We start from the raw sequence: 25,746 nt of genomic DNA, 5'->3' as shown, positions 1-25,746 counted from the left end.
TTTTATCTCGGAACGCATCAAATGAGTCCACGACCCAATTTAGGATTTTTTATTTTTCTTTTCCAATTGTTTTATTTGGGGCCTCCGCCTCCCTTCGGTCGTCGGCGCTACGTTTCGCAGCTTGGGTTGACCCACTTTTAAAAATAAGCTTAACTTAGCTCTAAATCAAGATTTATATGGACAGTACAAAGGTATCTTCATTTATGCTAAATAAGCAATCAGTGAGAGTATGTTATAGATTAGCAGAGAGTCTAAAAAATAATCCTAACCCACATTTAACAAATGTAGCAAAAACTGATGCAGACCGTAAGGCTTTCATGAGGTTGTTATCAAACAAAAATCTTACTGAGGAATACATTCAATTTGAGTTTATTGGCAAAAGTAGGGAGTCTATGAAGGTGGTTGAAGAAAAGCTTCTGGCCTTTCACGACACCTCTGAAGTTGTACTGAATAAGCAAAGAAATAGACTAACGGACAAAGAGGGTTTAGGCCCTGGAGGTCGGGAAACAAATTTGTCTGTATTTCTTCACATGGCTCTACTATATGGTCGAGAAAGCTTTCATTATCATGGCTTAGGAGGTGTTCAGCTTTATAATCGATATAAAAATAGAGTAACTTGTAAGGAGGCTGAAAATAGAAATACGGGTCATTTTAGAGGTGAAATTACGAGATGGAAAGTAAATGTAGAAGAGACAGAATCTGCGTTAAAAGTAATTAACGACCTAATTGATATTTTACATGTTTGTGATCGAGAAGGAGATGTTTATCCCATGATGGAAAGTTTTTTCAGACAGCATATTAAGTTCTTGATTCGGTCTCGAACAGATAGACGAGCAACGATTTGGGAGGATGGCAAAAAGATTCCATTATGTGATGTCTTTGAACATTATCCAGCAGACTTTGAGACGACAGAAACGGTCAAGAGTAGCCGTAAAAAACTTAACGGGAAGAAGCTAGTTATTCGATCTAAAAAAGTGACTTTTGCCGTTCCCAAATCTTGTAAGTATGTTCTTGGCGAACCAAGGCCTAAACCAATGACAATCAATGTTATTGAGGTCTTTGAAAAGGGCAAAGGTTTTTCAAAATCTGCCGCTAGAAAAAGAAGCCGAACAAAAAAAGATCATGATGATGAAACCATCAGTTGGCGCTTACTCACAAATGAAGAAATCAACAGCGAAGAAGAGCTCTTAGAGCTTGTTCTTTGCTACCGCAAGAGGTGGTTAATTGAAACATACTTTAAATATTTAAAATCAGATGGCTTTGATATTGAAAACATATGTTTAAAAACAGGTAAAGCTATCCGCAAAATGATACTTATGGCAATCAGTGCATCTGACAAGGTCCTTAAGCTTAAAGAAGCTGGACTTAACCAAGATAATGAGACTCCAGCAACCTCTATTTTCACAGAAGATGAAGTAGAAGTCTTAGATCTTATATTTAAACAATATCTAAAAGGCGAAAGCCAAAGCCCTTCTTTGCGTAACCCATTTACCTCTAAATCAATAGCTTGGGCCTATTGGATCATAGCAAGGTTGGGCGGATTTAATGGCGCAGTGAAGAAAACTAGGCATGCCGTATCCGTCAAGAAAATAGGACTAGGGTTAGAGAGATTCATATTTATGTATGATGGATATCGATCCCTAAATTGACACCGCTATAAAAAGTGGGTCAACCCAAGGTTTCGCAGCTCGCTATTCGCTCGGCCCTGCGCAAAAAAACAAGTTTTTTGCTGGGTCTGCGGCTTTGCCGCACTGCTGCACATCGCTAGGCTGCTCATCTGTATTTTTTTCTCTAAACTTTTTTCTTCGGCCCTCAAATCCCCCTTTCAATTAGCAACTGGGCCAAAAAACAATGAATTTTTTTCTGTGGTAAAAAACTGTGGTGGTCTGTAGGTTGAAACCTACAGCCAGGCAACAAAAAGGCATTTCATTTTAAATGGAGGTTTAAAAACCTCCATGAAAAAACAAGAGAAAAAAACAACCGCCCCGAAAAAAAAACGGTTTTTAGTTTAATTTTTTATGAGCCGATGGTTTCAACCATTGGCTCATTTTTTTGGAAGTAGAACGGCCTCCTTTTTTGCTGTGGGTTTTAACCCACTGGTCTAGAAATACTAAATAAAAATAATCTGCTCCAACCGCCGAAGAAAAAAACGGCCCTTGTTCAAAGCGGCGGAGGATTTTAATCCTCCCCGCACTATAGATGTAAAATGGCTTTGTTGTATGGCTGTGGGTTTTAACCTACAGCTATGGCCGAAGGCCAAACGGCTGAGGGATAGATAGCAGTGGCCGAAGGCCAGACCCAGTTTTTTTGAGCGCAGCGAAAAAAAACGCAGGGCCGAGCAGACCTGCGAGCTGCGACATAGCCCGACCCAAGCGAAGCGCAGGGGCAGCCCCAAAAAAAACGTATCTTTGCAAAAAAAAAATAAAAAATGAAGCGATTAGAAGCGGCAATAAAAGCTAGAGTAGATTTTCCAGCAAGTGATTTGGCCAGGCTCAAAGAAGAGTTTGTAGAAAAAAAATTGCCCAAAGGCGAATTACTTCTTCCAATGGGCAAGGTTTGTCGCTCACTTTTTTTTATTGAAGAGGGCTTGGCCCGCAGTTTTTACTATGGAGATTCGGGCACTGATGTTAGCTTGTGGTTTTTTAGAGAAGGAGAGTTTTTGACCAATAGCGAAAGTTTTTTCCAGCAAAAGCCCTCTATATATAATATAGAATTGTTGGAAGATGCCCGCTTGTATGAAATTTCGCATCAGCGTTTGGAGCAACTCTTTGAAGAATTGCATTTAATTGAGCGCTTTGGCCGATTGCTAGCGATTGAAATGTTGGGCGAAATGATTCAGCGTTGGCATGCCATGCAATTTAAATCGGCCAAAGAGCGCTACGATTTTATGTTGGAGCGTTATCCCGATCTGTTTCAGCGCTTGCGCCTAGGCGATATTGCTAGTTTTTTAGGGATTCGGCCCGAAACTTTGAGTCGGATTCGGGCAAAGCATTAAGTTTCCTTCTGCGCAAAAGGGTTTTTATTTGTAGCACCACAAAAAGTAAAACGAAAGCCGAAAGCGCCAAAAATTGTAGCTGTTTAATTTCGGGCTCAATTTGCGAAAGCTCTGCGCCATAGTAACTCAATTTTCTAAGGCCTTCAATAAAAGGCGTTAGGGGTATATAATTGGCAGCCTCGGCCAAAAGGGGCGGCATGCCCGAACGCGGCCAACTAAATCCACTCAAAACAAAGGCGGGAGTAGAAATGACCATCAATAATTCGGTGGCCGTTAATTGGCTGGGCAAAACAATCGAAAATAATAAACCGATAAAGGTAGCGGCCAAAGAAAAATAAATAACCAAAGGCAGCAATTTATCTAAGGGCATCAAAAAATCGATCTGAAAATATTGGAAGCCCCAATACATCAAGGCATAATTGAGGGGCAGAAAAATGGCGATGGGCAAAATTTTCAGCAATAAACTATAGCCTGCAAAAGGAGAAGCCTTGGCCAAGCGACTAAAATGACCATCTTCAAAATCTCGAGCAAAACTAATGGCCATGGCCAAAAAAATCACTTGTTGTAAAATTGCGGCCAACAAACCAGGCAACATATAATATAAATAGCTGCCGCTACTATTATATAACTTGTGAAAACTAATTTGAAAAGCTTCATAAGCTGCGGCAGCCTGAGGAGGCGACATCCCTTGTTTTTTTAGGCCTTCAATTTCAAAACCCGCATTTAAACTGGCCAAAACCAATTGCAAATTTCTGCTGGCGAGGTTGGCTTCCAACAAATTAACCATGTTGAGATCTACACGAACCTCTGGATGACGCTTTTGTAAAATATTGGCCTCAAAATCTTGGGGGATTTGCACCACCGCCATAAATTCTTCTTCCAACATTTTTTCTTTTAAATATTGTACCTCGCCCAATACTTCGGCCACTTTTAGACTTGGATTATCGGAAAGGGCATCGATTAAGAGAGCCGAAGAAGGCGTTTGATCGGCATCCACCACCAAAATGGGCAGGTCTTGCAATTGTGCTTTGCGATAAACGGCCTGAAATAAAAGGCCGTAAAAAACTGGCGCCATAAAAAAAATGGCCAGAATGACACGGTTGCTCAAAAAACGCTTAAACTCTAGGCCCAGCAATTGAAAAAACTCTTTCATTTCTCTTATTTTTTTGTAGCCTCAGCAAGCAGCAAAACTGTTGCATTGACATATTGCGGACTTTTGGTTTTTTGAATGGGCCAAAGTTGTAGCTCGTATAAATTTTCGGCCAATTCGTAGTTGGGGGCCGCAGAACTTTGGCTGGCATAACGGGCCAATTGTTTGATGCGACGCAATTCGCAGGGAATTTCTTCTTTGGTGTAAGGATTTTGAACATTTATTTTTTGTCCTTCCTCAAAGTTGTAAATTTCAGATTCGGCAATGCTAAAGCGGAAATACATGCTTTCTGTTTTGTAGCCATAAAAAAGGCTGTAACCGGGGCCAAGGAGCTCGCCTTCTTCTAGCGAAATGGTTTCGATTCTAAAATTGGCGGGCGAAATAATATAAATTTCTTCTTGGGCCACTTCTAATTCTTGTTTGGCCGCCTGCGCTCTGGCCAATTGTCCCTGCGCTTGCTGTACTAATTCGCTGCGACTTCCTTTTTCAACCTCTTTTCGCTTTTCTTTTAAAGCCGCTAGTTGTGCTTGAGCCAATTCTACTTTCATGGCTACTTCTTCATAAGATTGCGTAGAGAGTAATGAATCGGCATGCAAAGCCGCCAATCTTTTTTCAGAAGCTTCTGCAAAAGCGAGTTGTGCTTTGGCGGCTTCAATTTTTTGTTCCAATTGCGCTCTTTGTTCGCTAGTTGCCCCATTTTTTGCCATCTCCAATTGTCCAGAGGCCGCTAAAATAGCGCCTTCGGCCTGCGCCATCTTTGCAGCGATCTCCGGAATGTCGAGTCGGGCTAAAGTATCGCCTTTTTGGACCAGCTGTCCTTCTTGAACATAAATTTTTGCCAAGCGGCCGGCAATCTTCGAGCTAACGCCCAAGGTTTTATATTTTACTTTTCCCTGAGGAAATTTAATTTTTTCTGGCTGTTCTTCTGTCTGGCAACTAAAAAGGAGTAGGGGCAGAAGGCCCAAAATAAATAGTCGTTTCATTTGATTATTGTTGTTCGATGGTCTTAATTAACTGTCCTTTTGCTTGGATGAGGGCCAAATAGGCGCGTCTTGCTTGGTATCTGCTTTGCGCCAAGGAAAAAGAAATTTGTTCAATATCTTTTAGGGCCGCCAAAGGCTCACGCAAATCCGTCAATCCATTTTGATATTGTTCTTGCACTAGCGCATAATGTTCTTCGGCCAATTTTTTCTCGGCTTTTTGCAACTCAATTTTTTCTTGGGCCAAATCCCAGTCCGCCTGCGCTTTGGTCTCGGCCAAAAGCAGTTGTTCTTCTACTTCACGTATTTTTTCTTTGACTTTTTGTTGCTCCAAAGCTTTTTCCTCTGCTTTGAGATGGCCTTGCCGACCATCGAAGAGCGTCCAATTCATGCCCAAAGCGACATAGGCTTTGGGGTCGAGCAGCGATAAATCTTGCTGCAAAATTTCATAATGTCCTTTGAGCGCAAGTTTGGGAATAAAACTTTGGCGTTCCATTTTTTCTTGGGCATGCAAAGCTTTTTGGGCCGCTTCTAAGGCGTTTAATTCTACTCTTTTTTCGCTGGACCAGTTTTTTTCTGCAGGCAAAACCAATTGAGGGTGCAAATTGGCCAATTCTTCTGCGGGCAGTTGCGATTGCTGAGCTAAAAGGGCCAAAACAATTTTCTTCTTGCTTTTTTGCTCTTCTACTTTGAGGGCCAGTTGTTTTTTGGCCAGTTCAATTTTTTTGCGATCAATCGGAATCGCCAAACCGTTGGCAATAGCTTTTTCTACAAAATTTTCTTGCTGGGCCAAATAATCGCCTGTTTGCGACAATACTTTTTCTGCGGCCAGCAATAAACCCAACTGATCATAAGTTTGCAGCAAATTATTAAAGAGCGTTTCTTTTTGCATTTGTTTTTGGGCCAATTGCAGTTCGCCTTTGGCTTGCAAAGCTTTTCGGCCCTGCTTAATTTTTCCGCCACTATATAATAACCAATTCATATCGGCGGAGGCTTTCAAAATATTTCGCTCCAAAATGGGCGGAATTTCAGAAAGTGGTACTTGTTCGGGCAAAGCCGCATTAAATGGAATGCCCAAAGCTTCTTTGGCCAACAAACGTTGGCTGCCCATCAACAAACTTTCCATATCGCTATCAAAACGAAGGTCTTCGCCCAAGCGAGTATAACTTGCATTGAGTTCTAAATTGGGCAAAAAGCGATAGCGCAGCGCTTTATCTTGCAATAAAATTTGCTCTTGGGCCAAATCAAAACTTTTTAGGCCTGCGTCTCGCTTTGCTGTGGCCTCCCAAAGCCCCCAAAATTCTTGCGGAATAAATTCTTGGGCCCTTATAGGGAGTGCTGCCCAAAAAAGAAAAAAGGAAAACATCAATTTTTTCATGCCAGATCTATTTTTGTCTAAGGCAAAGGTCCTCTTTCCAAATTTCTTCCTTCTTGACCTAGATCAAGAAATCTACAGGGCTGCATTTTTTTGCTTTTTTTATGCGATTTTATTTGGGGCCTTACTCCTTTCCGTCGTCGAACTGCGAACTGAAGTTCTTGTTGTCGCAGCTCGCTATTTTTTTGGGGCCTCCGCTGCGGCTTCGCCTTGCGGCGCTACGTTCCGCAGCTCGCTGTTCGCTCGGCCCTGCGCAAAAAAACAAGTTTTTTGCTGGGGCTGCGGCTTTGCCGCACTGCTGCACATCGCTAGGCCGCTCATCTGTATTTTTTCTCTAAACTTTTTTCTTCGGCCCTTAAATCCCCCCTTTCAAATAGCGGCTTTCAATTAGCAACTGGGCCAAAAAACAATGAATTTTTTTCTGTGGTAAAAAACTGTGGTGGTCTGTAGGTTGAAACCTACAGCCAGGCAACAAAAAGGCATTTCATTTTAAATGGAGGTTTAAAAACCTCCATAAAAAAACAATAGAAAAAAATAACCGCCCCGAAAAAAGAAACGGTTTTTAGTTTAATTTTTTATAAGCCGATGGTTTCAACCTTCGGCTCATTTTTTTGGATGTAGAATGGTTCTCTTTTTTGCTGTGGGTTTTAACCCACTGGTCTAGAAAAACTTCAAAACAACACCCCCCCCAACAACAACCGCCAAGAAAAATCCCCTCGCAAGAGGGGATGACAATTTTTTCTTAGCCTAGGGCCTTGGCCCTGGGGTTCCTATGAAATTTATCTGGGAATAAAATCCCCCTTTCAAATAGCGGCTTTCAATTAGCAATTGGGCCAAAAAACAATGAATTTTTTTGGCGCTAAAAAAATTGCGCGGACCAAAACAATGAAGAAAAAAACACCCAACAATTTGCGTTTACAAAATATTAACCCTAACTTTAAGTACTAACAAAAAATACAAGATATTATGCAGCTCGATCAAAAAATGCAAGACTATAAATTGAGTAAAAAAATGCTCAAAGCTTTTTACGGCATTTCTTATCCTACTTTACGCAAACGTTTGCGTGCTGCGGGTTTGGACCATTTTATTGGCCGCAGAAAATTTCTCTTTGCAGAATTCCTCCTCATTTTTAAGGCTTTGGGCCAACCCACAGCCATTTTGGAAGAAGTTTCAGAATTAAACCTCATTTATGAGCAATTGATTAGCTTGGGCTTACTAAAAGGCCAAAGCCAAAACAACTTGCCGCAAAAGGACCAGAAAAAAACAGCGCAGTCCAAAAAAGTAAATTATTTAGCAGCTATCGCTTCGCCCCTAACTTATCTCAACCGCTTTATTAGCTTGTATTATAAAATTTACTTGGCAGGCTTGGCCGCCTTATACCCAAGCCCAAAAAAGAACAGGAACAAAATAGAGCTGGCCGCCGCTTAAGCCATTTTTTAATGGGCCCTTTTTCTATAAATCTTTATCTTGAGGCCAAGTTGTTGAACTCATTTTATCAAACTGTCTGAATTTTCCACTTATGCGAATTAGCTCTATTCAAGTTAAGGGCCTGCTCGGTCTATTTGACCACCAAATAGATTTAAATAATAAACTGACCATTATTTATGGCGAAAATGGAGTGGGCAAAACAATACTCTTTCGCTTGTTGAATAGCGTTTTTAACCCAGATCAGCCTGATTTCTTGAAAATATGGGACATTCCGTTCTCATTTCTGAAAATTGTTTTTGATGATGAAAAACAGCTCGAGTTAGATAACCGTCGTAAGGATAGAGTAGTCTTTACAATTTTTGATGCTAGCAGCGTGAAAGTTAAGAGATTCACTCAGTATAAAAATTTTCAAAAGAAAACAGAAGATCTTTTTGCTAATCTAGCAGACTATTTGCCTCTAGAAGCTTTGGGGCCAAATAGATTTTTTGAGTTAAAAACAAAGACTTTATTAAGTGCAGAGAAAGTCCTTAAACTTTATAATGATCAGCTTCTTCCCCGATTTAGAAATGAGTTAGAGCGTGAAATACTACCAGATGTGCTCAAAAATATTTTGAACAATGTCAAAATTCAATTTATTAAAACACAAAGGTTGTATTTGTTCCCTCAAGCTGAAAACACTGGGATAAAGAACTTTAAAGTGGATACAACTTCCACCAACTATGCGGCAGAATTAGCCGCTATTTTACAAGAAAAAACGGCCCAGTACCGTAAAAAATCGGATGATTTAAAAAACTCTTTGAGTCAACGCATTATTTCTGGAGAGATAAAAACAGACTATGAGGTAGAAGAGCTGCAAAAAATGGCGGCCAAAGTCAATCAAAAACGAAGAGAGTTACAAGAGTTAGGACTTTTGTCTAAGGATACCGCCCCTTTAGATATCCCCGACAGCCTAGACGATATTAAAAAAGCTATTCTGGCAGTCAATATTTTAGATATGCAAGAACAGCTTAAGGTCTATGAAGAAGATGCTTTTGACCAAAAAGTGAAATTGTTTCTAGAGATTTTAAATGAGCGTCGCTTTTCCTACAAAAAAATCTATCTCTCAGAAGAAAAGGGTTTTTACTTCAAAAATATTCGGGATAAAGATATTCTGCCAAAGAATTTATCTTCTGGAGAGCAACATGAATTAGTTCTACTCTATGAGTTGTTGTTCCGAATTCCAGACGCTTCCCTCATTTTATTAGATGAGCCAGAAATTTCTTTGCATATCGCTTGGCAAAAAGAATTTATTGAGGATATGCAGGATATTATTGCCCTCAAGAACTTCGATTTTATTGTTTCTACACATTCTCCAAGTATTATCAATGGAGAGTGGGATTTAACCATCTCTTTAAAAGGACCAGAAGATGCCTAGCCCCAAAGACCTGAAATATGAGCAAGATGATAACTATTTGTTCGGCGAAATTAAAATGTGTTTAGATCGTAGTCATCAAAAAAACTTGGCCGTTGTTGTAGAATCCAAATCAGATGAAAAATTTTATAAGAAGTTTTTCAACCGAAATACTTCTTTTTTTTCTAGCTCGGGTTGGGAAATGGCCCTTAGGTTAGTTGAGATGGCCAAAAAGCAGGCGCTAGAATTTGTCATTGCCATTATTGATGCAGATTTTAAACCTTTTTTGGGTTGGAGTCCTCCCGATCAAGTTTTTTTGACCGATGCACATGACGCAGAAATGATGCAGCTTCAAAGTCCAAGCTGCTGGGAAAATTTACTGGCTGAATATGTAGATGATGAAAAATTAGCCAGTTTTTGTGGGGATGGAAGCAAACTCTTAGAGGTGTTGATGGAAAAACTTTGGCCCTTATCTTATCTCCGCTATTTAAATGAGCTCAATCGCTGGGGGCTAAAATTTAAGAGCATAAAGAACAGTAAGTTAGTGCTTTTACCCTTCAAGGATTTTTTTAAAGAACAGGATTTATCTTTTTCACTGCCCAAATTATTGCGAGCCGTCGAAAACAAATCGAAAAAGCCTGGATTTTTTAAACGAAATCCTGAAATAGAAGAAGAAATAGCCACTACAACTATAGCAAAGGAGCTAGAAAAATGGACCAACGGTCATGAGTTCTTAGAGTTGTTTTCTTTTGCCTTAAGACGCTGTATTGCTAAATCTGGCAGCAGCAAAAAAATAGCTGCAGAAGATTTAGAAAAAAATTTACGCATTAGTTATCGTGTAGAAGATTTTAGAACTACTGCACTGTATCAGGCTATTGCTAGTTGGGAAGATGAATTTATAGGGGAAACTTTTCTTCGTCGAGAATAAAGGCCCAAAAAAGAACAGGAACAAAATAGAGCTGGCCGCCGCTTAAGCCATTTTTTAATGCCCCCTTTTTCTATAAATCTTTATCTTGAGGCCAAGTTGTTGAACTCATTTTCTAGTAGCGCTTTATTCTATGATAAAGAATAATCGGCTGTCGTTTTAATGCGCAATTAACCATAGCGCGAAATAAAGCAAGAAAATAGCGCCATCAACTTTTTTACTTAAAAGCAGGCCCTCGCCTAGAATATATAGTGATATGATTTACCCAAAATCTTTTCCCGCCTCAGAAAATACCTCCTATTTAGATGAGCAAATTTATTTGCGCCTCAAAGAATTGGTCGATCAAGGGGAAGAACTATCTGTTTCTTTTCATCATGAGGTTTATGTAAAAACAACTGAAGCTTTTGAAAAAGAAAGAGGAATAGTAGATATAATAGCGGTATTAGATTTTTTGATTTTTATTCCAACTAAAGGACTCTTATTGTTACAAGAGGATGCACATGAACTCATCCCGGCAGTTTTGAAACAGTTGTATAATTCTTTAAGAGAAAAATGGCCTAGTATACCTATTTATACTGCTTATAGTTCTGCATTTTCCAATAGTAGTTTGAATTTCAAAGACTGGTTGATGCAACAGTTTGCAGGGGAGACCATTTCTCTCACTACTGAAGAGCAAGAGCATATTGAGCACCACCTAAAAGAAAATAATCTTTATTATACCCCTTCTGGCCGCCTATCTGCATTTACGTTTGAAAATTTTCAGGGTATAAAAAGCAGTGGGCTCGAAAACCTACCCACTTCAGCCAACTGGATTTTTCTAACGGGAGAAAATGGCTACGGAAAAACTTCTTTGCTTCGAGCAATAGCCACAGCACTTTATGCTGAAATTCCTATGGCAGAAGAAAATAAGGGATTCTCTTCTCTAGATCAAAAAGACAAAAAAACAAAACTAGGGCTGCTGTTGCAATCTCCAGATGATGATGAAAAAAATTATTATGTCTATCCTAGAGAAAGGTTAAAAACGGTCTATAGAAATGTCGTTGCTTATGGTCCTGCTCGTTTAGAAACCTATGAACAGGATGAGCCTTCAAAAACAGTGGTAAAAAATCCCATTCTCAGTATTTACCGCAGCAGTATTCCCTTGCGCAGCATAGAATATTATTTAAAGCTTTGGAAATTGCATTCGGATGAAACAATCCAAGAAAAATTTAAGCAGACAATTGCCCTACTTGAGCAATTACTTGGCGCCATGGGAATGCAGATTGAAGTGACCAAAAGCCAAAGAGTTTTTTATCTGGAAGAAGGTAAATCGGCCATTCAGTTTAATCAATTAGCTTCGGGCTACCGTAGTTTAATCGCTATGGTTGGCGACTTGATTATTCGAATGTTTGAAGCACAACCAGATGTACTCAATCCAGTAGAATTTGAGGGTATTGTTATTATTGATGAGCTCGATTTGCACTGGCATCCTAAATGGCAACAAAAAATCCCACAATTATTGACCGATCTTTTTCCAAAGATCCAATTTATTGCGTCTACGCATAGCCCAATTCCTTTATTGGGCGCTCCCGAAGGATCGGTTTTTCTCAAAGTAAACAGAACGGCAGAAAAAGGCATTTGGGTAGAGCGGTTAAGCCAGCTAGAAAAAGAAATACATAAATTGACTCCTAATATTGTCTTAGACTCCGACATTTTTGATTTTGACTTTTTTGAAGGCAAAAGCAATGAAGAATTAGAGCAGATTTATGTAGAAGACGACTATGAAACCGTCCAAAAAAATAAAGAAATTGAGGAAAGGCTAAAGAATGTAAGCGTAGATATTTTCCCTAAGGATTTATTTTCAAATGAAGACTAGCTATGGTGCACAGAAATAAAAAATTTGATGCTGAGCCTGTTTTGCTTGTCGATCCTAAATGGAATGATTTAAAAGCTAAGCTACTAATAGAAAAGCATAATCATGAAGTGAAGAGCAGTTGTTACCGGGATACAACAATAGAAGCGCTACATACTATTTATGCCGGGAAATGTGCAATTTGTGAGCGAAAAAGAGGATTGGAATTACAAGTAGATCATTACCGACCTAAAAAAACAAGAAATAATAAATCCGAGCGAGAATATAATCAACCCGGATATTATTGGTTAGCTTATAGCTGGTCTAATTTGATTCCCCTCTGTTCAAAATGTAATAATGCAAAAAGGAATAAATTTCCGTTGAAAGGATGGACAGAAATATCTAGAGTAGATAGCCATACGAATACTAAAGGACTAGATCCTTTTGAGCCTTATAATTTAATCTGGTTACAACAGCAAGAGCAACCATTGCTCATTAACCCCGAAGTTGAAACAGAACCAGAACGTCATTTCAAATTTTTGAAGAATGGCTCTATTGTCGGGCGCACAGAGGAGGGAAAAGAGACAATAAAAATTTGTAACCTAAATCGAACAGATTTAAGAAGAGAGCGAATTGAAATTAGGGAAAAATATGCATCAAAGATTAGTGCAGCAATTCATGATTACATCTCAAGTCGCGACCAAGCTGAGCTGAAAGGCGCATTAAAATCTATTTTCAAAGAAATTAGAGAAAATACGCATAAAAATAAGGCACATTCCCTCTACCATATTTATATCTATCATTATTTTGATCTGTTTATTGCGCCTTATCTCCCAAATTCTGTTCGCGCCAGAATTAGCCATTTTTTTCAAGAATTTAAACGCCTTTAATAAAAGTGGCCAGCTCCAAACAGCTAGCTGAAAATGAGCCGATGGTTTCAACCATCGGCTCATTTTTTTAACACTAAATGCTTTTCTATTTCAAGACGCTTCATTTTTTAATGCGATTTTTTTGGGGCGTTACTCCTTTCAGTCGTCGAACTGCAGACTAAAGTCTTTGTTGTCGCTTCGGCTTCGCCTTGCGGCGCTACGTTTACTCCCTTCGGTCGTCGAACTGCGAACTGAAGTTCTTGTTGTCGCAGCTCGCTATTTTTTTGGGGCCTCCGCTTCGGCTTCGCCTTGCGGCGCTACGTTCCGCAGCTCGCTGTTCGCTCGGCCCTGCGCAAAAAAACAAGTTTTTTGCTGGGTCTGCGGCTTTGCCGCACTGCTGCACATCGCTAGGCCGCTCATCTGTATTTTTTCTCTAAACTTTTTTCTTTGGCCTTCAATCCCCCTTTCAATTAGCGGCTTTCAATTAGCAACTGGGCCAAAAAACAATGAATTTTTTTCTGTGGTAAAAAACTGTGGTGGTCTGTAGGTTGAAACCTACAGCCAGGCAACAAAAAGGCATTTCATTTTAAATGGAGGTTTAAAAACCTCCATAAAAAAACAATAGAAAAAAATAACCGCCCCGAAAAAAGAAACGGTTTTTAGTTTAATTTTTTAGGAGCCAAGGGTTTCAACCATCGGCTCATTTTTTTGGATGTAGAACGTTCTCCCTTTTTGCTGTGGGTTTTAACCCACTGGTCTAGAAATACTAAAGAAAAATAATCTTCTCCAACCGCCGAAGAAAAAAAATGGCCCTTGTTCAAAGCGGCGGAGGATTTTAATCCTCCCCGCACTATAGATGTAAAATGGCTTTGTTGTATGGCTGTGGGTTTTAACCTACAGCTATGGCCGAAGGCCAAACGGCTGAGGGATAGATAGCAGTGGCCGTCAGGCCAGACCCAGTTTTTTTGAGCGCAGCGAAAAAAAACGCAGGGCCGAGCGAACAGCGAGCTGCGACATAGCCCGACCCAAGCGAAGCGCAGGGGCAGCCCCAAAAAAAACTTCAAAAAAACAAAGCCTTTTAATAGCGCTACAGTTTTTCTGCACAAGTGAAAGTCCGTAACTTGGAACATTCTATTTTATTTAGCCAAGTTGTACATGAAGATCCTAAAACTCTATATCCAAAATATTAACTCTTTACAAGCAGAAGAGCCCATTTGCATTGATTTTGAAGCGGCGCCTTTAAAAGAGCACAGTCTTTTTTTAATTGCTGGACCAACAGGCTCTGGAAAAACAACTTTATTAGATGCCATGACTTTGGCGCTTTATGGAAAAGCCGCCCGTTTTAGTGGCACGCAAGGAAGCGACCACGGAAAAGAAAGCAATATGATTTCTAAAGGCCAAAAAAATGCTTTTTCGGCCTTAGAGTTTTCGGCCAAGGGCGGAGTTTATAGAGCGGAGTGGACAGTGCGCATCAATAGAAACGGAAAATTAGAGCTGCCCAAGCAACGATTGGTGCAAATTATTTCGGAAAAAAAACAGCCCATTTTAGCCACTAAAAAAAGAGAATTCCATAAAAAAATAGGAGAACTTTTAGATGGATTGGGTTTTGAAGGCTTTTGTCGCTCGGTGCTTTTGGCCCAAGGCGATTTTATTGCCTTTTTGCGCGACAAAGAAAATCGCTCAGATATTTTGGCTCGGATTACCTCGGCAGAGCAGTATAGCGAAATTTCTAAAGCCGCATTTCAAAAAGCAAAAGAGGAAAAAGAAAAGCTAGAAGCATTAGAAAAGCAATTGCAGGCCGTTGATTTATTATCGGCAGAAGAATTATTGGCCCTAGAAACGGCTTTGGTCCAAAAAAAGGCCGAAGCAGAAGAGCGACAGCAAAAAGTAAAGGAACTAGAGGGGCAAATTAAATTGGCTGAGCAAAAAAAAGAGTGCGAAACTGCCTTGCTCGAATTGCAGCAACAAAAAGCAGCTTGGGCCAAAAATTGGGCAGCCCAAGAGCCAGAACATTTTTTATTGGCCCAACACCAAAAGGCCGAAAAAGCTGGGGGCGAATTGAAGCGCCTAAGCCAGTTGGAGACAGAAATTAAGGCGCTTTTGGTGCAGCAAAGAAAAGATGAAGAGCAATTGGCCGAAAAAGAAAATGCTTTGGCCAAAGAAGCTACTATCTTAAAAGAGCTGGCCCAAAAACTAGCCCAAGAAGAGGCCCAAGAAAATGATTTGCAGGCGCAATGGCAGGCCTGTGAACGCTTGGATCAGGAAATTAAATTTGCGCAAAAAAAATTGGCCGAAACAGAAGCAGCCCTAGAAAAAATATTGGCCCAAGAAAAAAAACAAGCTGCCGAACAGGACCAATTGGCCAAGCAAAAAGAAAAAAGCGAGCAAAAAGCGGCTGCGGTAGCCTTGGCCCAAAAAGAACAGGCCGCCCTAGCCGATAGTCCAGAAATTATTGAACAATTGCAGGCCTTGGCCCAAGAAATTGAGCAATTGCATAAGGCCGGAAATGCGCAGCGAGCCGAAGAAAAAAAGCAAAAAAAGGCCAAAAAAGAGCTAGAGCAACAATTAGAACAACTTAAAAATAAATTAGCCGAAGAAGCTAAGGAAGAGCAAGCCCTTTCGGAAGCTTTGGCCAAAGAAGAACTAAGTTTAGCGGAGCTGCTTCCCAAAAAGACGCTTTTGGAAAAAGATTTGGCCCAAGCCCAAGAAATTCAAGGGCCTTGGCAAGAACATATCGATTTGCGCAAGGGGATTCAGCAAGCGGAAGAGCAACTGGCCAAAACTTTGGCCGAGAAAACAAAAAATGAAGAAGAATTACAGCCCCTGCAAGAAAATGAGGCCAGAAACAAAGAGCGTTTGACCGATCTGCAAAAACATATTGCTTCTCAAGAGCGCCTTTGTGAATTGCTCAAGCAACAAATGGGGGCGGCCCAGTATCGCCAATATTTAGAAGAGGGAAAAGCCTGTGCACTTTGTGGATCTACGGAACATCCGCATGCGCATGAAGCCTTTGACCAAGAAGGCAAGCAAAAAGAATTGCAGGCCGAACAAGAGCGTCTGGCCGATTTAAAAGCAAAACAGCAAGAAATTCAATCGGCGCAGAGCAAATTGGAACAAAAAAGTTCTGTTTTAGCTGATCGTTTAAAGCGATTGGAGCAGGAAAAAGAAAGCCTGAATCAATCGGTAGAGCAATTGTGGGCCAAACTAGATGCCCTGCCTCAATTGAATTGGTCCGAAAAAAACTTAAAAACCTTAGAGCTTGCAGAATTGCAGGCACTTTATCAACTTTTTGGCGAAGAGCAAGCGCAAAAAACAAAGCAACTCAAATTATTAGTGGACATTCAGCATAAGTGGGCCATTTTGGCCGAAAAAAAGAAGGCCACAAAAAATAATTATGCAGAAAAAGAGCAGCAAAAAGAAAAAATGCTCGAAAGCTTGGCGCAATTGGGGGCTGAACTGGCAGAAAAACTAGAGCAGGACCAAAAAATATTGCAGCAGGCGCAATCGGCTTTGGCCCAATTGGGCAGGGAATTGTCGAGCTCTAAACAGCTCAAGCAAGAAATTGCGGTTTTAAAAAGCGACTACAAAAATTATCAGGCTTTATTGGAGCAAGCGCAAAAGTTGCAACAAGAACTGGCCATTATGGCGGTAAATTGGGAAAAATCGAGCAAAGATTTGCAGCGTTGCCAAAAAGAGGGAGAGGAACAAAAAGAAAAGCAATTGGCTGAAAAAGCGGCCTTATTGCAGTTGGAAAAGCAGCGAAAAGAGCAGTTTGGCGATTTGCAGGTAGAAAAAGCCCGCAAAAAATTTGTCGAGCAATTGGCCCAATTAAGAAAATCGGAGAAAAAAGCACAAACTTTATTGGCCCAGCTACAAAGCGAAAAAGAGGCTTTAAAAGGAGGCTTGCGGCAGTTGGGGCAGCAATTGCAGGGCAATGAAAAAGAGGAAGCCGAATTGCGTTTGAAATTAGCCGATTTGGCTGGGCAGTTAGGGTTTGAAAACCTAGAAAAATTATCGCAGGCGCTTTTGCCCGCTAAAAAAGCCGCAGCTATTGCCGAGGCCAAGGAAAAAGCGGCCCAAGAAAAATTGCGTTTAGATGATCGAGCAGAGCAGTTAGAGCTACAGGCAAAAAATATAGCCGAAAATTGGCCCAATTTGGCCCCCTTAGCCGATTATTTGGCCGAAAAAGAGCGGTTGCAAAAAATAACAAAGGAAGAACAAGCCGAAATTGGGCGTACCTTAGAGCGATTGGACCGACAAAAAGAGCAGGAGAAAAAAGTGAAGCGCATACAGTTGGCCCATAAAAAACAAGAAAAAGAAACCGACCGCTGGATTTTACTTAAAAATGAAATTGGTAGCGCCGACGGGAAAAAGTTTAGAGATATTGCCAATGCGATCTCTTTGGAGCGACTACTCTATTATGCCAACCAACATTTGAGAAGTTTTGCGCAAAATCGCTACGAATTGGAAAAAGAAAGCTACGACAGCTTAAATATTAACGTCATTGATGCTTTTCAGGCTGGATCTAAGCGGCCACTCTCTACACTTTCTGGTGGAGAAACTTTTTTGTGCAGCTTGGCGCTGGCTTTGGCCCTCTCTAATTTATCGGCCAAACAACAAATGCAATCTTTATTTATCGATGAAGGTTTTGCCACCTTAGATCAAGAAACATTGGGATTTGCCTTGCAATTATTGGAGCGTTTGGAGCATGAAGGCAAACGCATCGGCTTAATTTCTCATTTAGAATTGCTCAAGGAAAGAATTCCCTGCCAAATTCAATTGCAGAAAAAAGGAGAAGGCCGCAGCGAATTGCAAATTGTTTAAGAACTTCTTAAAAGTAAAAAATGTATAGGATAGTCCTTATTTTTATTTCTTTTGTGGGCTCTATAAACTATAGCAGTTATTTTCGCTATAGCCTAAAAATCTTGTTATAAACACCTAGGAAATTAATATTTATTCAATGTTATTCAACTCTATAGACTTTGCTATTTTCCTTCCCCTTATGTTTGCTATTTATTGGTTAGCGAATAAATGCTCACTGAGGATACAAAATTTAGTTGTTCTCATAGGGAGCTATATTTTTTATGGTTCCTGGGACTGGAAATTTTTACTGCTCATTATTTTCAGTACGGTAGTCGATTACACTGTTGCTTTGGGCATAGAAAAAACGGAGCAAAAAATAAAGCGTAAGTTACTGCTGTTTACTAGTTTGGCTGTGAATTTAGGGCTACTGGGGGTTTTTAAGTATTATAATTTTTTCATAGAAAACTTTGTAGAGGCTTTTGCTTTTTTGGGTTGGCAATTGAAGGTTAGTAGTCTCAACTTAATTTTACCTGTAGGGATTAGTTTCTATACTTTTCAGACAATGAGCTACACCATAGATGTGTATAGGAAGCAACTAAAGCCGACAACTGATTTTATAGCTTTTGGAGCTTTTGTCAGTTTTTTCCCTCAATTGGTAGCGGGACCAATTGAACGTGCGACTCAATTATTGCCACAATTTTATAAAAGACGAACATTTGACTATGCGAATGCGATCAATGGTTTGCGGCAAATCCTTTGGGGATTATTTAAAAAGATGGTGATTGCTGATAACTGTGCTGAATTAGCGAATTCAGCTTTTAATTCGCCAGATATTTTACCTGCAAGTAGTTTAGTATTAGGAGCATTTTTCTTTTCCATGCAAATTTATGGAGATTTCTCGGGCTATTCGGATATTGCGATAGGAACGGCTCGTTTATTTGGGTTTAAGTTGATGCAAAACTTTGCTTTCCCATATTTCTCTAGAGATATAGCTGAATTTTGGCGGAGGTGGCATATCTCCTTATCCACTTGGTTTCGGGATTATGTATATATTCCGCTTGGTGGAAGTCGAGGAGGAAAATGGATGAAAATTAGAAATACCTTTGCTATTTTTCTGATCAGCGGCTTTTGGCATGGCGCCAACTGGACCTTTATTGTGTGGGGGGCTTTAAATGCGATTTACTTTTTACCGCTTTTATTGAGAGGACAAAATAGAAAAAATCTAAACGTAGTAGCGGAGAATCGTTTTTTGCCCTCTATTAGAGAGCTTTTTGCTCTAGCGCTTACCTTTAGTCTTACCGTTTTTGCCTGGATATTTTTTCGGGCCGAAAATATGCCTGCGGCTATTCATTACATACAATCTATTTTTGATTATTCATTATTGGAGATGCCTTATTTCATAGAAGAAAATACAGGCCAAAATATTTTACCCAAAATGATTTTTCTCCTTCTCATCTTTTTCTTTTCTATAGAGTGGCTTGGGCGTAGAGAACAGTATGCTATAGAAAAGATTTTGGATCCTTGGCCCTCGTTATTTCGCTATCTGTTTTATTATGGTTTAATATTTATGATTTTCTATTTTTCTGGTAAAGAGCAAGACTTTATTTACTTTCAATTTTAAGGCTATGAACAGGTTTTTACTTAAGCTAATTATTTTTATTACTCCTATTCTACTTCTTATGGTCGGCTTAGAAATAGCCTTGAGATCATTACCGAATGATTATAAAACTAAATGGAAAGGTTTGGAAGAAAAAGAAGAGACCTTAGAAAATTTAGTTTTAGGAAGTTCACATGCTTTTAATGGTATACGTCCAGCTCTTTTAGGAGATAATAGTTATAGTATGGCATACTACTCCCAGAACTTATATTATGACTGTATGATTTTTGAAAAAAAAGAAAGGAAAATTTAAGCAGTTAAAAAAAATTTACTGGAATATTTCTTATTCTTCTTTTTCGGATGTAAGTTACTCTTGGAGTAAGAATTATACAATTTACTATGGTTTTAGGCCTATAAGGTGGCAGTACTATTTTGAAATATTGAATACACCTTTAAAAGTAGCTTTTCCAAAATTATTTGATTTTAAAAAAAGTTTTAGTACTGTTGATTCCTTAGGAGGACTTATAGAAGGTCCTACAGCTATAAATAAAGATTTAAAAAAAACAGGGGTTTATGCTGCAAAATCACACACCTTATCTCTTGATAGTTTATCCTTGTCTAATGTAATTAACAAAGATCAATTAGAAGCAGTTGTAGAATATTGCGACGAACTTGGCATCGAGATTATTTTTTTTACAGCAGCGGCCAGCTCCTATTATACAGAAGAATTAGACCCTAAGCAACTGAGTAGAGTTTATAATGTAATAGGTGAAATTACAAGTAGTTGCAAGCATTGTAAATATTACGATTTTTTGAAGGCTGAAGAGTTTGAGGACAGTGATTTTTACGATGGAGATCATTTAAACGAACAGGGAGCTGAGAAGTTGAGCAAGTTGTTAGTTGAAAAAACAAAGAAATAAGAAGACTTATTTTACCTTTGCGCCTTATACAGCAGAAGGCGAGCGAAGCGAGCCTTGGCTGAGGGATGGACAGCAGTGGCCGTAGGCCAGACCAAAGTTTTTGAGCGAAGCGAAAAAACTGCAGGGCCGAGCGAGTAGCGAGCTGCGAAACAGCCCGACCCGAGCATAGCGAGGGGCAGCCCCAAAAAAAATCATCATCATCTTTAATATTAGAAAATGAGCAGCGAAAAAAAGAATCCCAATTATTTGGTGCAAGAATTTAGTTCTATTGACTTGATGCCCAAGAATCCGAAACAAAATGCAAAAAAACTGCAGGTAAAAACGCGGATGCAGCGAGCGGAGCAAGAAATTGAGTTTTTGAGCGAAGAAGTGCTTTATGATGAAGAAGGCCGCAGCAAACTGGTGCGTCATTTTGGTCCAGATAATGAACTGATGGAAGAATATCAGCATAATTATCCCGCGGCCAACCAACATGAGGTGCTTAATGTGCAGGAGGGCGAAGAAGCTGGCCATTGGTTGATTACTTATAACGAAGAAGGCCAAATTGTGCAGTCTGTTTTTTCTGATCTGCAAGAAGGTGGCAAAGATACCGACAGCTATTTTTATAATGAGGCGGGCCAACTCGTTAAAGTGGTGCAAGAAGTTTTTCCTTCTGATGAGCCGACCAGCTATGTCCTTTTGGACTGGGAAGGCGAGCGTTTGCTTAAAATTACTGAGCTTTTTGGCGATGAGTTGGAAGGCGAACATCGTTTTGAGTATGCTGAAGGCAGCAACTTGCCCAAAAAAGTAGCGCATTATGTGATGTTGGAAGAAGAAGGGGAGGCGCCCGACCTACAAATGGCGGATGTTCAGCAACCCAAATACAATGAAAAAGGCCAACTGATTTATAATGAAGTAGAATATTTGTTGACCGATAGCAAAATTGAGTTGACACAAGAATATAATGCGGAAGAAGTTGCCGTTCGCTTTACACAAAAAGAATATGTAGAAGGCGAGCTATTTTCTGACTTGCTAAGAATTGAAGATGGAAAAGACCGAGTGGTTTCAGAAGTCACGAAAATTCCAGCCGAAAATGTAACGGTAGAACAAATTTACGACTATATCTAAGTCAAATTTTTCTAGCCCAGCAAAAAAGCCAACTCCTTTTAAGAGTTGGCTTTTTTTATTTTATTTTTTCTTGGGCCAAAAAAATAAGCTAGCTTCATAGGGTACAAAAACGAATAGATTATGCAAAAACTCAGTGTATTACTCTTGTTCATGGGCTTGTCGGGCTCAATTTGGGCGCAAGCAGAAGCCATTTTAGAGGCAGAAATGCGGAGACGGCAGCAAGAAAAAATCAATCCGGCCATTTCTGTCGCTTTAATATATCCTGAGGGGCCGCTTGCTTATCGGAACTTTGGCGGCCCTGAAATCACGGAAAAAAGCCAGTACGAAATTGGTTCGTTGAGCAAAACCTTCACGGCAGAATTGGCTTTACATCTATTGGGCAAAAAACTTCGGCAGCCTTTATCGGAGCTGCTTCCGAAGGTCGATAATCAATATTTGGAAGAAATTCGGCCCTTAGATTTACTGCAGCATCAGGCGGGCATCCCTCGTTTATCGCCTAATTTTTCGCCGGCCAATTGGGCCAACCCCTATCAAGATTATAGCGAAAAAAAAATGTGGCAGGAATTGAGGGATTGGGAGCCCTATGAAATGGGGCAATGGGCCTATTCTAACTGGAGTTATATGATTTTGGGCCAAATTATAGAGCAGCAAACAGCGCAAAGCTATGAGCAACTCTTGCAATCGCTTTTTAAAAAAGCCAAGCTGAAAAATACGCATTTTGGTCCCACTGCCGAAGCCGTAGCGCCTCGAAATTTGGGCGTGCCGAGCGCAAATTGGGAGTTTTCTGGTCCTAGTCGCTATGCGGCTGGACTTTGGAGTTCGACCGAAGATTTAGCCACTTTTTTGAACTACCAAATTGAACATAATATTTTATTTCAGCCCGGCTGGGTGGAGGATGCGATTCCTACTGGCCTGGATGATTTGGGCCAAGGAAAACTTTATTACAAAGGCGGTTGGTTTATTTATCGACCCGATAAAGAGACCGAAATCCTCATGCATACGGGCCTCACGGGCAGTTATTCTAGCATCATGGCCTATAATAAAACCAACGGCAAGGGCGTAGTGCTGCTGAGCAACTCCCTACAATTGGCCGATGATATTGCGCTGGCCTACATTTATCCAAAAATGGAATTGGAGGAACCGCAGCGAAATTTAGCCTATGATTTGGCCGAAAAAATTGAGGCGGGCGACTTCAAAAACCTAGAAAAAGGGTATTGGAAAAACAAAAAGGACGATAACCAAGAGGATTTGCTCGATATTTATTGGTTGGAGCGCTACCATTATGGCCAAAAAAATTATGCGGCTAGTGGCCCGCTCAGCAATATTATGTACAAAATTTTGCCCGAAGACTGGGAAGCTTGCGTTATTCAAGCCGAAAACTTAGCGGCCCAGGGAAAATGCAAGGGGGCTAAAAAAATCTATAAAAAAGCCATGAGTTTGGCGCCAGAACGCCAAGAAATGATAAGCAAAAAAATGAATGCTTGTAAAGATTAGGGGTTGTTTTTGGGGCTGCCCCTCGCTTTGCTCGGGTCGGGCTGTGTCGCAGCTCGCAGGTCTGCTCGGCCCTGCGCAAAAAAACAAGTTTTTTGCTCGGTCTGGCCTTCGGCCACTGCTATCCATCCCTCAGCCGGCGGGCCTTCGGCCCTTTAATGGCCAGGGCTAATCCATCTCAAAATAATCTTGTACGGCTTTTCTATAAGTTTTAGAAACGGGAATAGCTTGTGGCAACTGCGGCAAAGAGAGTAAAATATGCCTTGCATTACTTTCGGTGGCGGTTACTCGGGCCAAATTGGCCCAATAAAAACGGTGCACCCGATGCAAAATAGTTTGTTGGGCCAGGGCTTCTTGAGTGTCTTTTAGCCGCATTTGCACTTTTATGTAAGCCAGTTGTCCCGCTTCGGCCCAATAAATCTCCAATTCTCCCTTTTGGCTATAAAGCGCCAAAATATCTTCTAAAAAAATGCTCTTGGCCGCTCCCTGATGATAAACCAACAACTTGGGCCCTTCTCGTTTTTGGGGAGCGGGCAAACCCAAAGGTCTTTGGGCCGCTTGCAAGCGCAGCAGTTCGGGGCCGGGGCCTAGGGCCAAACTGCCCCGCTCCTCAATTTTTTCTTCAATCTGTTTGGACCAAGCCATATTTAAGGCCGCATACTTCTGATTGCGCCAAACCACCATCAAACTAATAGGAGGGAGGCCCCAAGCCAATTGTAAAAACTGCTGCCAAAAAAAGCCAGACCACTGAAACTGCATCCAGCCCAAATAAACCAGCATTAGCGAATTGACGACCCCCACCACAAAAAACACCCAGCTACTAAACAGTAAATCTCGGCCAATGGTCCAACGGTCCGGACTAAACCAACTGCCAAACAAATAAGGCAAAATGCTGAGCTGCCCACTAAAGACCAAAATAGCCGTAAGTCCACAAATGGCAGCATCCGCCCACTCCCGATAAGCCGAAACCGGACTATCGGGCATTTGGCTATGGACCACAAGAGTGACCACTAGCCCCAAAAAGAGACTAAACCCAAGCTGATAAGAAAGCGATTCGCGCAAAGCCGAGGGCTGCCGAAATAAGGGAAACATAAACAGAAAAACTTAATGGGCCAGAAAATGGAGGTGAAGGCGATATTGGGCCGAATCAAAAGCAACTACTTTTTGGTCCTTATGTAACTGATAGCCCTTTTTGGGCCAATACCTTAGCTCGCTTTGGCCAGCATATACCGTATTGTTTTGACGGAGACTCAACTGCAGGCTTTGCAACTCCTTTTTTGGACCATATTCAAGGACTAAACGCTGTAAATTACGCTTTTCTATCAAACTTTGATAGCGAATCTCATAGCCATTTTCTAAAGTAATACTATCTCTTTGGTAATCTTCTCGCACCGCTGGCTCATGTAGCTGCTCTCGACCAAAAATGGCCAGCTCTTTTTCCCAATCTAGGGTTTCTCCAGATATACTATCTATTTCTCCCTTGGCCCAAATTACTTTTTGGTAAGCTGGCGCTTCTTCTTTCAAGCGTTGGGCTTCTGCCTTAAAATAAGCGGGTAGATTAAAATATTCGGCTCCTTTTTGGACCGCTCTAGGAGCTGTTTGACAAGCAATAAGGCCCAAGGCCAAAAAAAAGTAAACGACTAAGTTTTTCATTATGGTCATCATCTGATTTATTTGGACCAAAGGCCCTATATATTAAGTATTACTTTGAAAAGCATTGTTTGCTGATCGAAAGCCTAACTATCTTTGTCCTATTATCAAATACAAAGGTAGTCTAATGAAGAATAAAACTATTTTAGATCGGCTTAAAAGCGGAGAAATAATTCTACATTCGGATGCAGGTTTTGCTGAGCTAGGTCATGTCTGCAAAGAAAAACGCCAACTTATTCGCAAAATGAATCGAGCCACCAAAGATGAGGAAATCCAAGAACTCTGGGAAAAAATCACGGGCCAAAAAATGGCCGAGAATAGCTGCGTTTTTACTCCTTTTCATACGAACTATGGAGGAAACATCCAGTTGGGCGAAGGGGTTTTTATCAATCACAATTGTTCTTTCCTAGATCTGGGCGGTATCCGCATTGATAATGAGGTCATGATCGGACCAAATGTTTGCCTTAGCTCTGAGGGCCACCCTATAGCCCCCAGGCAAAGACAAAGTATGAAAACGGCTCCCATTCACATTAAAAAAAATGCTTGGATTGGCGCCAATGCCTGCATTTTAGCTGGAGTAACAGTGGGGCAATATTCTATCGTTGCCGCCGGCGCAGTAGTAACCAAAGATGTTCCCGATTATGTGGTGGTGGCGGGCTGCCCCGCCAAAGTCATTAAGTCAATTCCAAAAGAATAATCTGATTGGCCCAAAACAAAAAAGGACTAGCAATTTTGCTAGTCCTTTTCACTTTTTTAACTTGTCTTTATCTTAAGCCGAAAAAGAGGTGCCACAACCACAGGTTTCTTCCGCATTGGGGTTGTTAAAGGTAAATCCTCGGTTACTGAGGCCGTCCTGAAAATCAATCTCAATGCCGAGGAGGTAAATCGCATGGGCCCGGTCCATAAATACCGTAATGCCATTTATCACAAATTCATCATCATCGGCGCCTTTTTCATCAAAGCCCAAAATATAAGAGAAACCAGCACAACCGCCACCCTTCACGCCCACGCGCAAACCATGGCCCTCGGCAATGTTCTCGTTTTCCTTAATTCTAAGGAGCTGTTTTACGGCCCCATCCGTCAATACAATTGGGTTTTCCATCTGAGGGGTATTTTTTTCTGTAGACATAGAATTCAATGTAGTTTATAGCCAACAAAGCTAAGGCTTTTTTCTGAATTTGGCTGTTTATTTAGACAATATCTTAACAGCCCAGCCCCAAAAAGAGTTTAAGCCC

General features: G+C 40.6%; 22 protein-coding genes. 15 read left to right on the top strand and 7 right to left on the bottom strand.

What is annotated here, in order from left to right; translation table 11 throughout:
* Positions 1 to 203: 203 nt before the first annotated feature.
* Together SGRA_RS01760 and SGRA_RS01750 are read left to right on the top strand one after the other, a co-directional pair.
* Positions 204 to 1,649, top strand: a complete 1,446-nt coding sequence (locus tag SGRA_RS01760; RefSeq protein WP_014373399.1) for an IS4 family transposase — start codon at positions 204 to 206, stop codon at positions 1,647 to 1,649.
* 779 nt (positions 1,650 to 2,428) lie between these two features.
* Positions 2,429 to 2,995, top strand: coding sequence for a Crp/Fnr family transcriptional regulator (locus SGRA_RS01750; protein WP_050981153.1), 567 nt, complete (start codon positions 2,429 to 2,431; stop codon positions 2,993 to 2,995).
* On the opposite strand, the gene SGRA_RS01745 is transcribed toward SGRA_RS01750, so the two are convergent.
* The 3 genes from SGRA_RS01745 to SGRA_RS01735 are packed head-to-tail and all read right to left on the bottom strand — an operon-like array spanning position 2,940 to position 6,503.
* Positions 2,940 to 4,148 carry an ABC transporter permease gene (locus tag SGRA_RS01745; RefSeq protein WP_014373395.1) on the bottom strand — a complete coding sequence of 403 codons (1,209 nt, stop codon included), beginning with the start codon at positions 4,146 to 4,148 and terminating at the stop codon, positions 2,940 to 2,942. The genes SGRA_RS01750 and SGRA_RS01745 overlap by 56 nt on opposite strands.
* A gap of 5 nt (positions 4,149 to 4,153) precedes the next feature.
* A complete protein-coding gene (locus tag SGRA_RS01740) occupies positions 4,154 to 5,128 on the bottom strand; it encodes an HlyD family secretion protein (protein WP_014373394.1) in 975 nt (324 codons plus the stop codon).
* 4 nt (positions 5,129 to 5,132) lie between these two features.
* The gene (locus SGRA_RS01735; RefSeq protein ID WP_014373393.1) at positions 5,133 to 6,503 is read right to left on the bottom strand and encodes a TolC family protein; all 1,371 of its coding nucleotides are present in this window, start codon (positions 6,501 to 6,503) and stop codon (positions 5,133 to 5,135) included.
* Between SGRA_RS01735 and SGRA_RS23730 the strand changes: the two genes are divergently transcribed.
* The 6 genes from SGRA_RS23730 (at position 6,502) to SGRA_RS01705 (ending at position 12,964) form a co-directional block, all read left to right on the top strand.
* Positions 6,502 to 6,891, top strand: coding sequence for a hypothetical protein (locus SGRA_RS23730; protein WP_014373392.1), 390 nt, complete (start codon positions 6,502 to 6,504; stop codon positions 6,889 to 6,891). The two genes, SGRA_RS01735 and SGRA_RS23730, sit on opposite strands and share 2 nt — an antisense overlap.
* 575 nt (positions 6,892 to 7,466) lie before the next feature.
* The gene (locus SGRA_RS01725) at positions 7,467 to 7,928 is read left to right on the top strand and encodes a hypothetical protein (protein WP_014373390.1); all 462 of its coding nucleotides are present in this window, start codon (positions 7,467 to 7,469) and stop codon (positions 7,926 to 7,928) included.
* Between the two features lie 91 nt (positions 7,929 to 8,019).
* On the top strand, positions 8,020 to 9,342 hold the full coding sequence (locus tag SGRA_RS01720; RefSeq protein ID WP_014373389.1) for an AAA family ATPase: 1,323 nt from the start codon (positions 8,020 to 8,022) through the stop codon (positions 9,340 to 9,342).
* Positions 9,335 to 10,246: a DUF4435 domain-containing protein gene (locus SGRA_RS01715; protein WP_014373388.1), complete on the top strand. Its 912-nt coding sequence runs from the start codon at positions 9,335 to 9,337 to the stop codon at positions 10,244 to 10,246. Before SGRA_RS01720 ends, SGRA_RS01715 begins: the two co-directional genes overlap by 8 nt.
* A 253-nt stretch (positions 10,247 to 10,499) precedes the next feature.
* Positions 10,500 to 12,098, top strand: coding sequence for an AAA family ATPase (locus SGRA_RS01710; RefSeq protein ID WP_014373387.1), 1,599 nt, complete (start codon positions 10,500 to 10,502; stop codon positions 12,096 to 12,098).
* A gap of 2 nt (positions 12,099 to 12,100) precedes the next feature.
* Positions 12,101 to 12,964, top strand: coding sequence for an HNH endonuclease signature motif containing protein (locus SGRA_RS01705; RefSeq protein ID WP_014373386.1), 864 nt, complete (start codon positions 12,101 to 12,103; stop codon positions 12,962 to 12,964).
* 638 nt (positions 12,965 to 13,602) lie between these two features.
* Here SGRA_RS01705 and SGRA_RS23725 read toward each other — a convergent pair.
* Positions 13,603 to 14,073 (bottom strand): hypothetical protein, encoded by a 471-nt coding sequence (locus tag SGRA_RS23725; RefSeq protein ID WP_014373384.1) that lies wholly within the window; start codon positions 14,071 to 14,073, stop codon positions 13,603 to 13,605.
* A 25-nt stretch (positions 14,074 to 14,098) separates the two neighbouring features.
* Here SGRA_RS23725 and SGRA_RS01695 point away from each other — a divergent pair, with 25 nt between their 5' ends.
* The 6 genes from SGRA_RS01695 to SGRA_RS01670 all read left to right on the top strand — a co-directional run bounded on the left by SGRA_RS01695 (position 14,099) and on the right by SGRA_RS01670 (position 22,864).
* Complete coding sequence (locus SGRA_RS01695; RefSeq protein ID WP_014373383.1) at positions 14,099 to 17,767, top strand: SbcC/MukB-like Walker B domain-containing protein; 3,669 nt, start codon at positions 14,099 to 14,101, stop codon at positions 17,765 to 17,767.
* Positions 17,768 to 17,903: 136 nt separating this feature from the next.
* Positions 17,904 to 19,367 (top strand): MBOAT family O-acyltransferase, encoded by a 1,464-nt coding sequence (locus SGRA_RS01690; protein WP_014373382.1) that lies wholly within the window; start codon positions 17,904 to 17,906, stop codon positions 19,365 to 19,367.
* Positions 19,368 to 19,488: 121 nt separating this feature from the next.
* The gene (locus SGRA_RS23720) at positions 19,489 to 19,656 is read left to right on the top strand and encodes a hypothetical protein (protein WP_187288178.1); all 168 of its coding nucleotides are present in this window, start codon (positions 19,489 to 19,491) and stop codon (positions 19,654 to 19,656) included.
* Positions 19,631 to 20,263 carry a hypothetical protein gene (locus SGRA_RS01680; RefSeq protein ID WP_014373380.1) on the top strand — a complete coding sequence of 211 codons (633 nt, stop codon included), beginning with the start codon at positions 19,631 to 19,633 and terminating at the stop codon, positions 20,261 to 20,263. Before SGRA_RS23720 ends, SGRA_RS01680 begins: the two co-directional genes overlap by 26 nt.
* 216 nt (positions 20,264 to 20,479) lie before the next feature.
* On the top strand, positions 20,480 to 21,370 hold the full coding sequence (locus SGRA_RS01675; protein WP_014373379.1) for a hypothetical protein: 891 nt from the start codon (positions 20,480 to 20,482) through the stop codon (positions 21,368 to 21,370).
* A 120-nt stretch (positions 21,371 to 21,490) separates the two neighbouring features.
* Positions 21,491 to 22,864 carry a serine hydrolase domain-containing protein gene (locus SGRA_RS01670; RefSeq protein WP_014373378.1) on the top strand — a complete coding sequence of 458 codons (1,374 nt, stop codon included), beginning with the start codon at positions 21,491 to 21,493 and terminating at the stop codon, positions 22,862 to 22,864.
* Between the two features lie 165 nt (positions 22,865 to 23,029).
* On the opposite strand, the gene SGRA_RS01660 is transcribed toward SGRA_RS01670, so the two are convergent.
* Positions 23,030 to 23,953, bottom strand: coding sequence for a LytTR family DNA-binding domain-containing protein (locus tag SGRA_RS01660; protein ID WP_014373376.1), 924 nt, complete (start codon positions 23,951 to 23,953; stop codon positions 23,030 to 23,032).
* Positions 23,954 to 23,965: 12 nt separating this feature from the next.
* Positions 23,966 to 24,526 (bottom strand): hypothetical protein, encoded by a 561-nt coding sequence (locus SGRA_RS01655; RefSeq protein ID WP_245538614.1) that lies wholly within the window; start codon positions 24,524 to 24,526, stop codon positions 23,966 to 23,968.
* A 112-nt stretch (positions 24,527 to 24,638) separates the two neighbouring features.
* Here SGRA_RS01655 and SGRA_RS01650 point away from each other — a divergent pair, with 112 nt between their 5' ends.
* Positions 24,639 to 25,208: a sugar O-acetyltransferase gene (locus SGRA_RS01650; RefSeq protein ID WP_014373374.1), complete on the top strand. Its 570-nt coding sequence runs from the start codon at positions 24,639 to 24,641 to the stop codon at positions 25,206 to 25,208.
* A 72-nt stretch (positions 25,209 to 25,280) separates the two neighbouring features.
* On the opposite strand, the gene SGRA_RS01645 is transcribed toward SGRA_RS01650, so the two are convergent.
* The gene (locus tag SGRA_RS01645) at positions 25,281 to 25,640 is read right to left on the bottom strand and encodes a HesB/IscA family protein (protein WP_014373373.1); all 360 of its coding nucleotides are present in this window, start codon (positions 25,638 to 25,640) and stop codon (positions 25,281 to 25,283) included.
* Positions 25,641 to 25,746: the final 106 nt, after the last annotated feature.

This window comes from Saprospira grandis str. Lewin (genome assembly GCF_000250635.1).
Taxonomy (GTDB): Bacteria; Bacteroidota; Bacteroidia; order Chitinophagales; family Saprospiraceae; genus Saprospira; species Saprospira grandis.
Note: the sequence above shows the minus strand (reverse complement) of the source record. Positions and strands in the feature narration are given on the sequence as shown.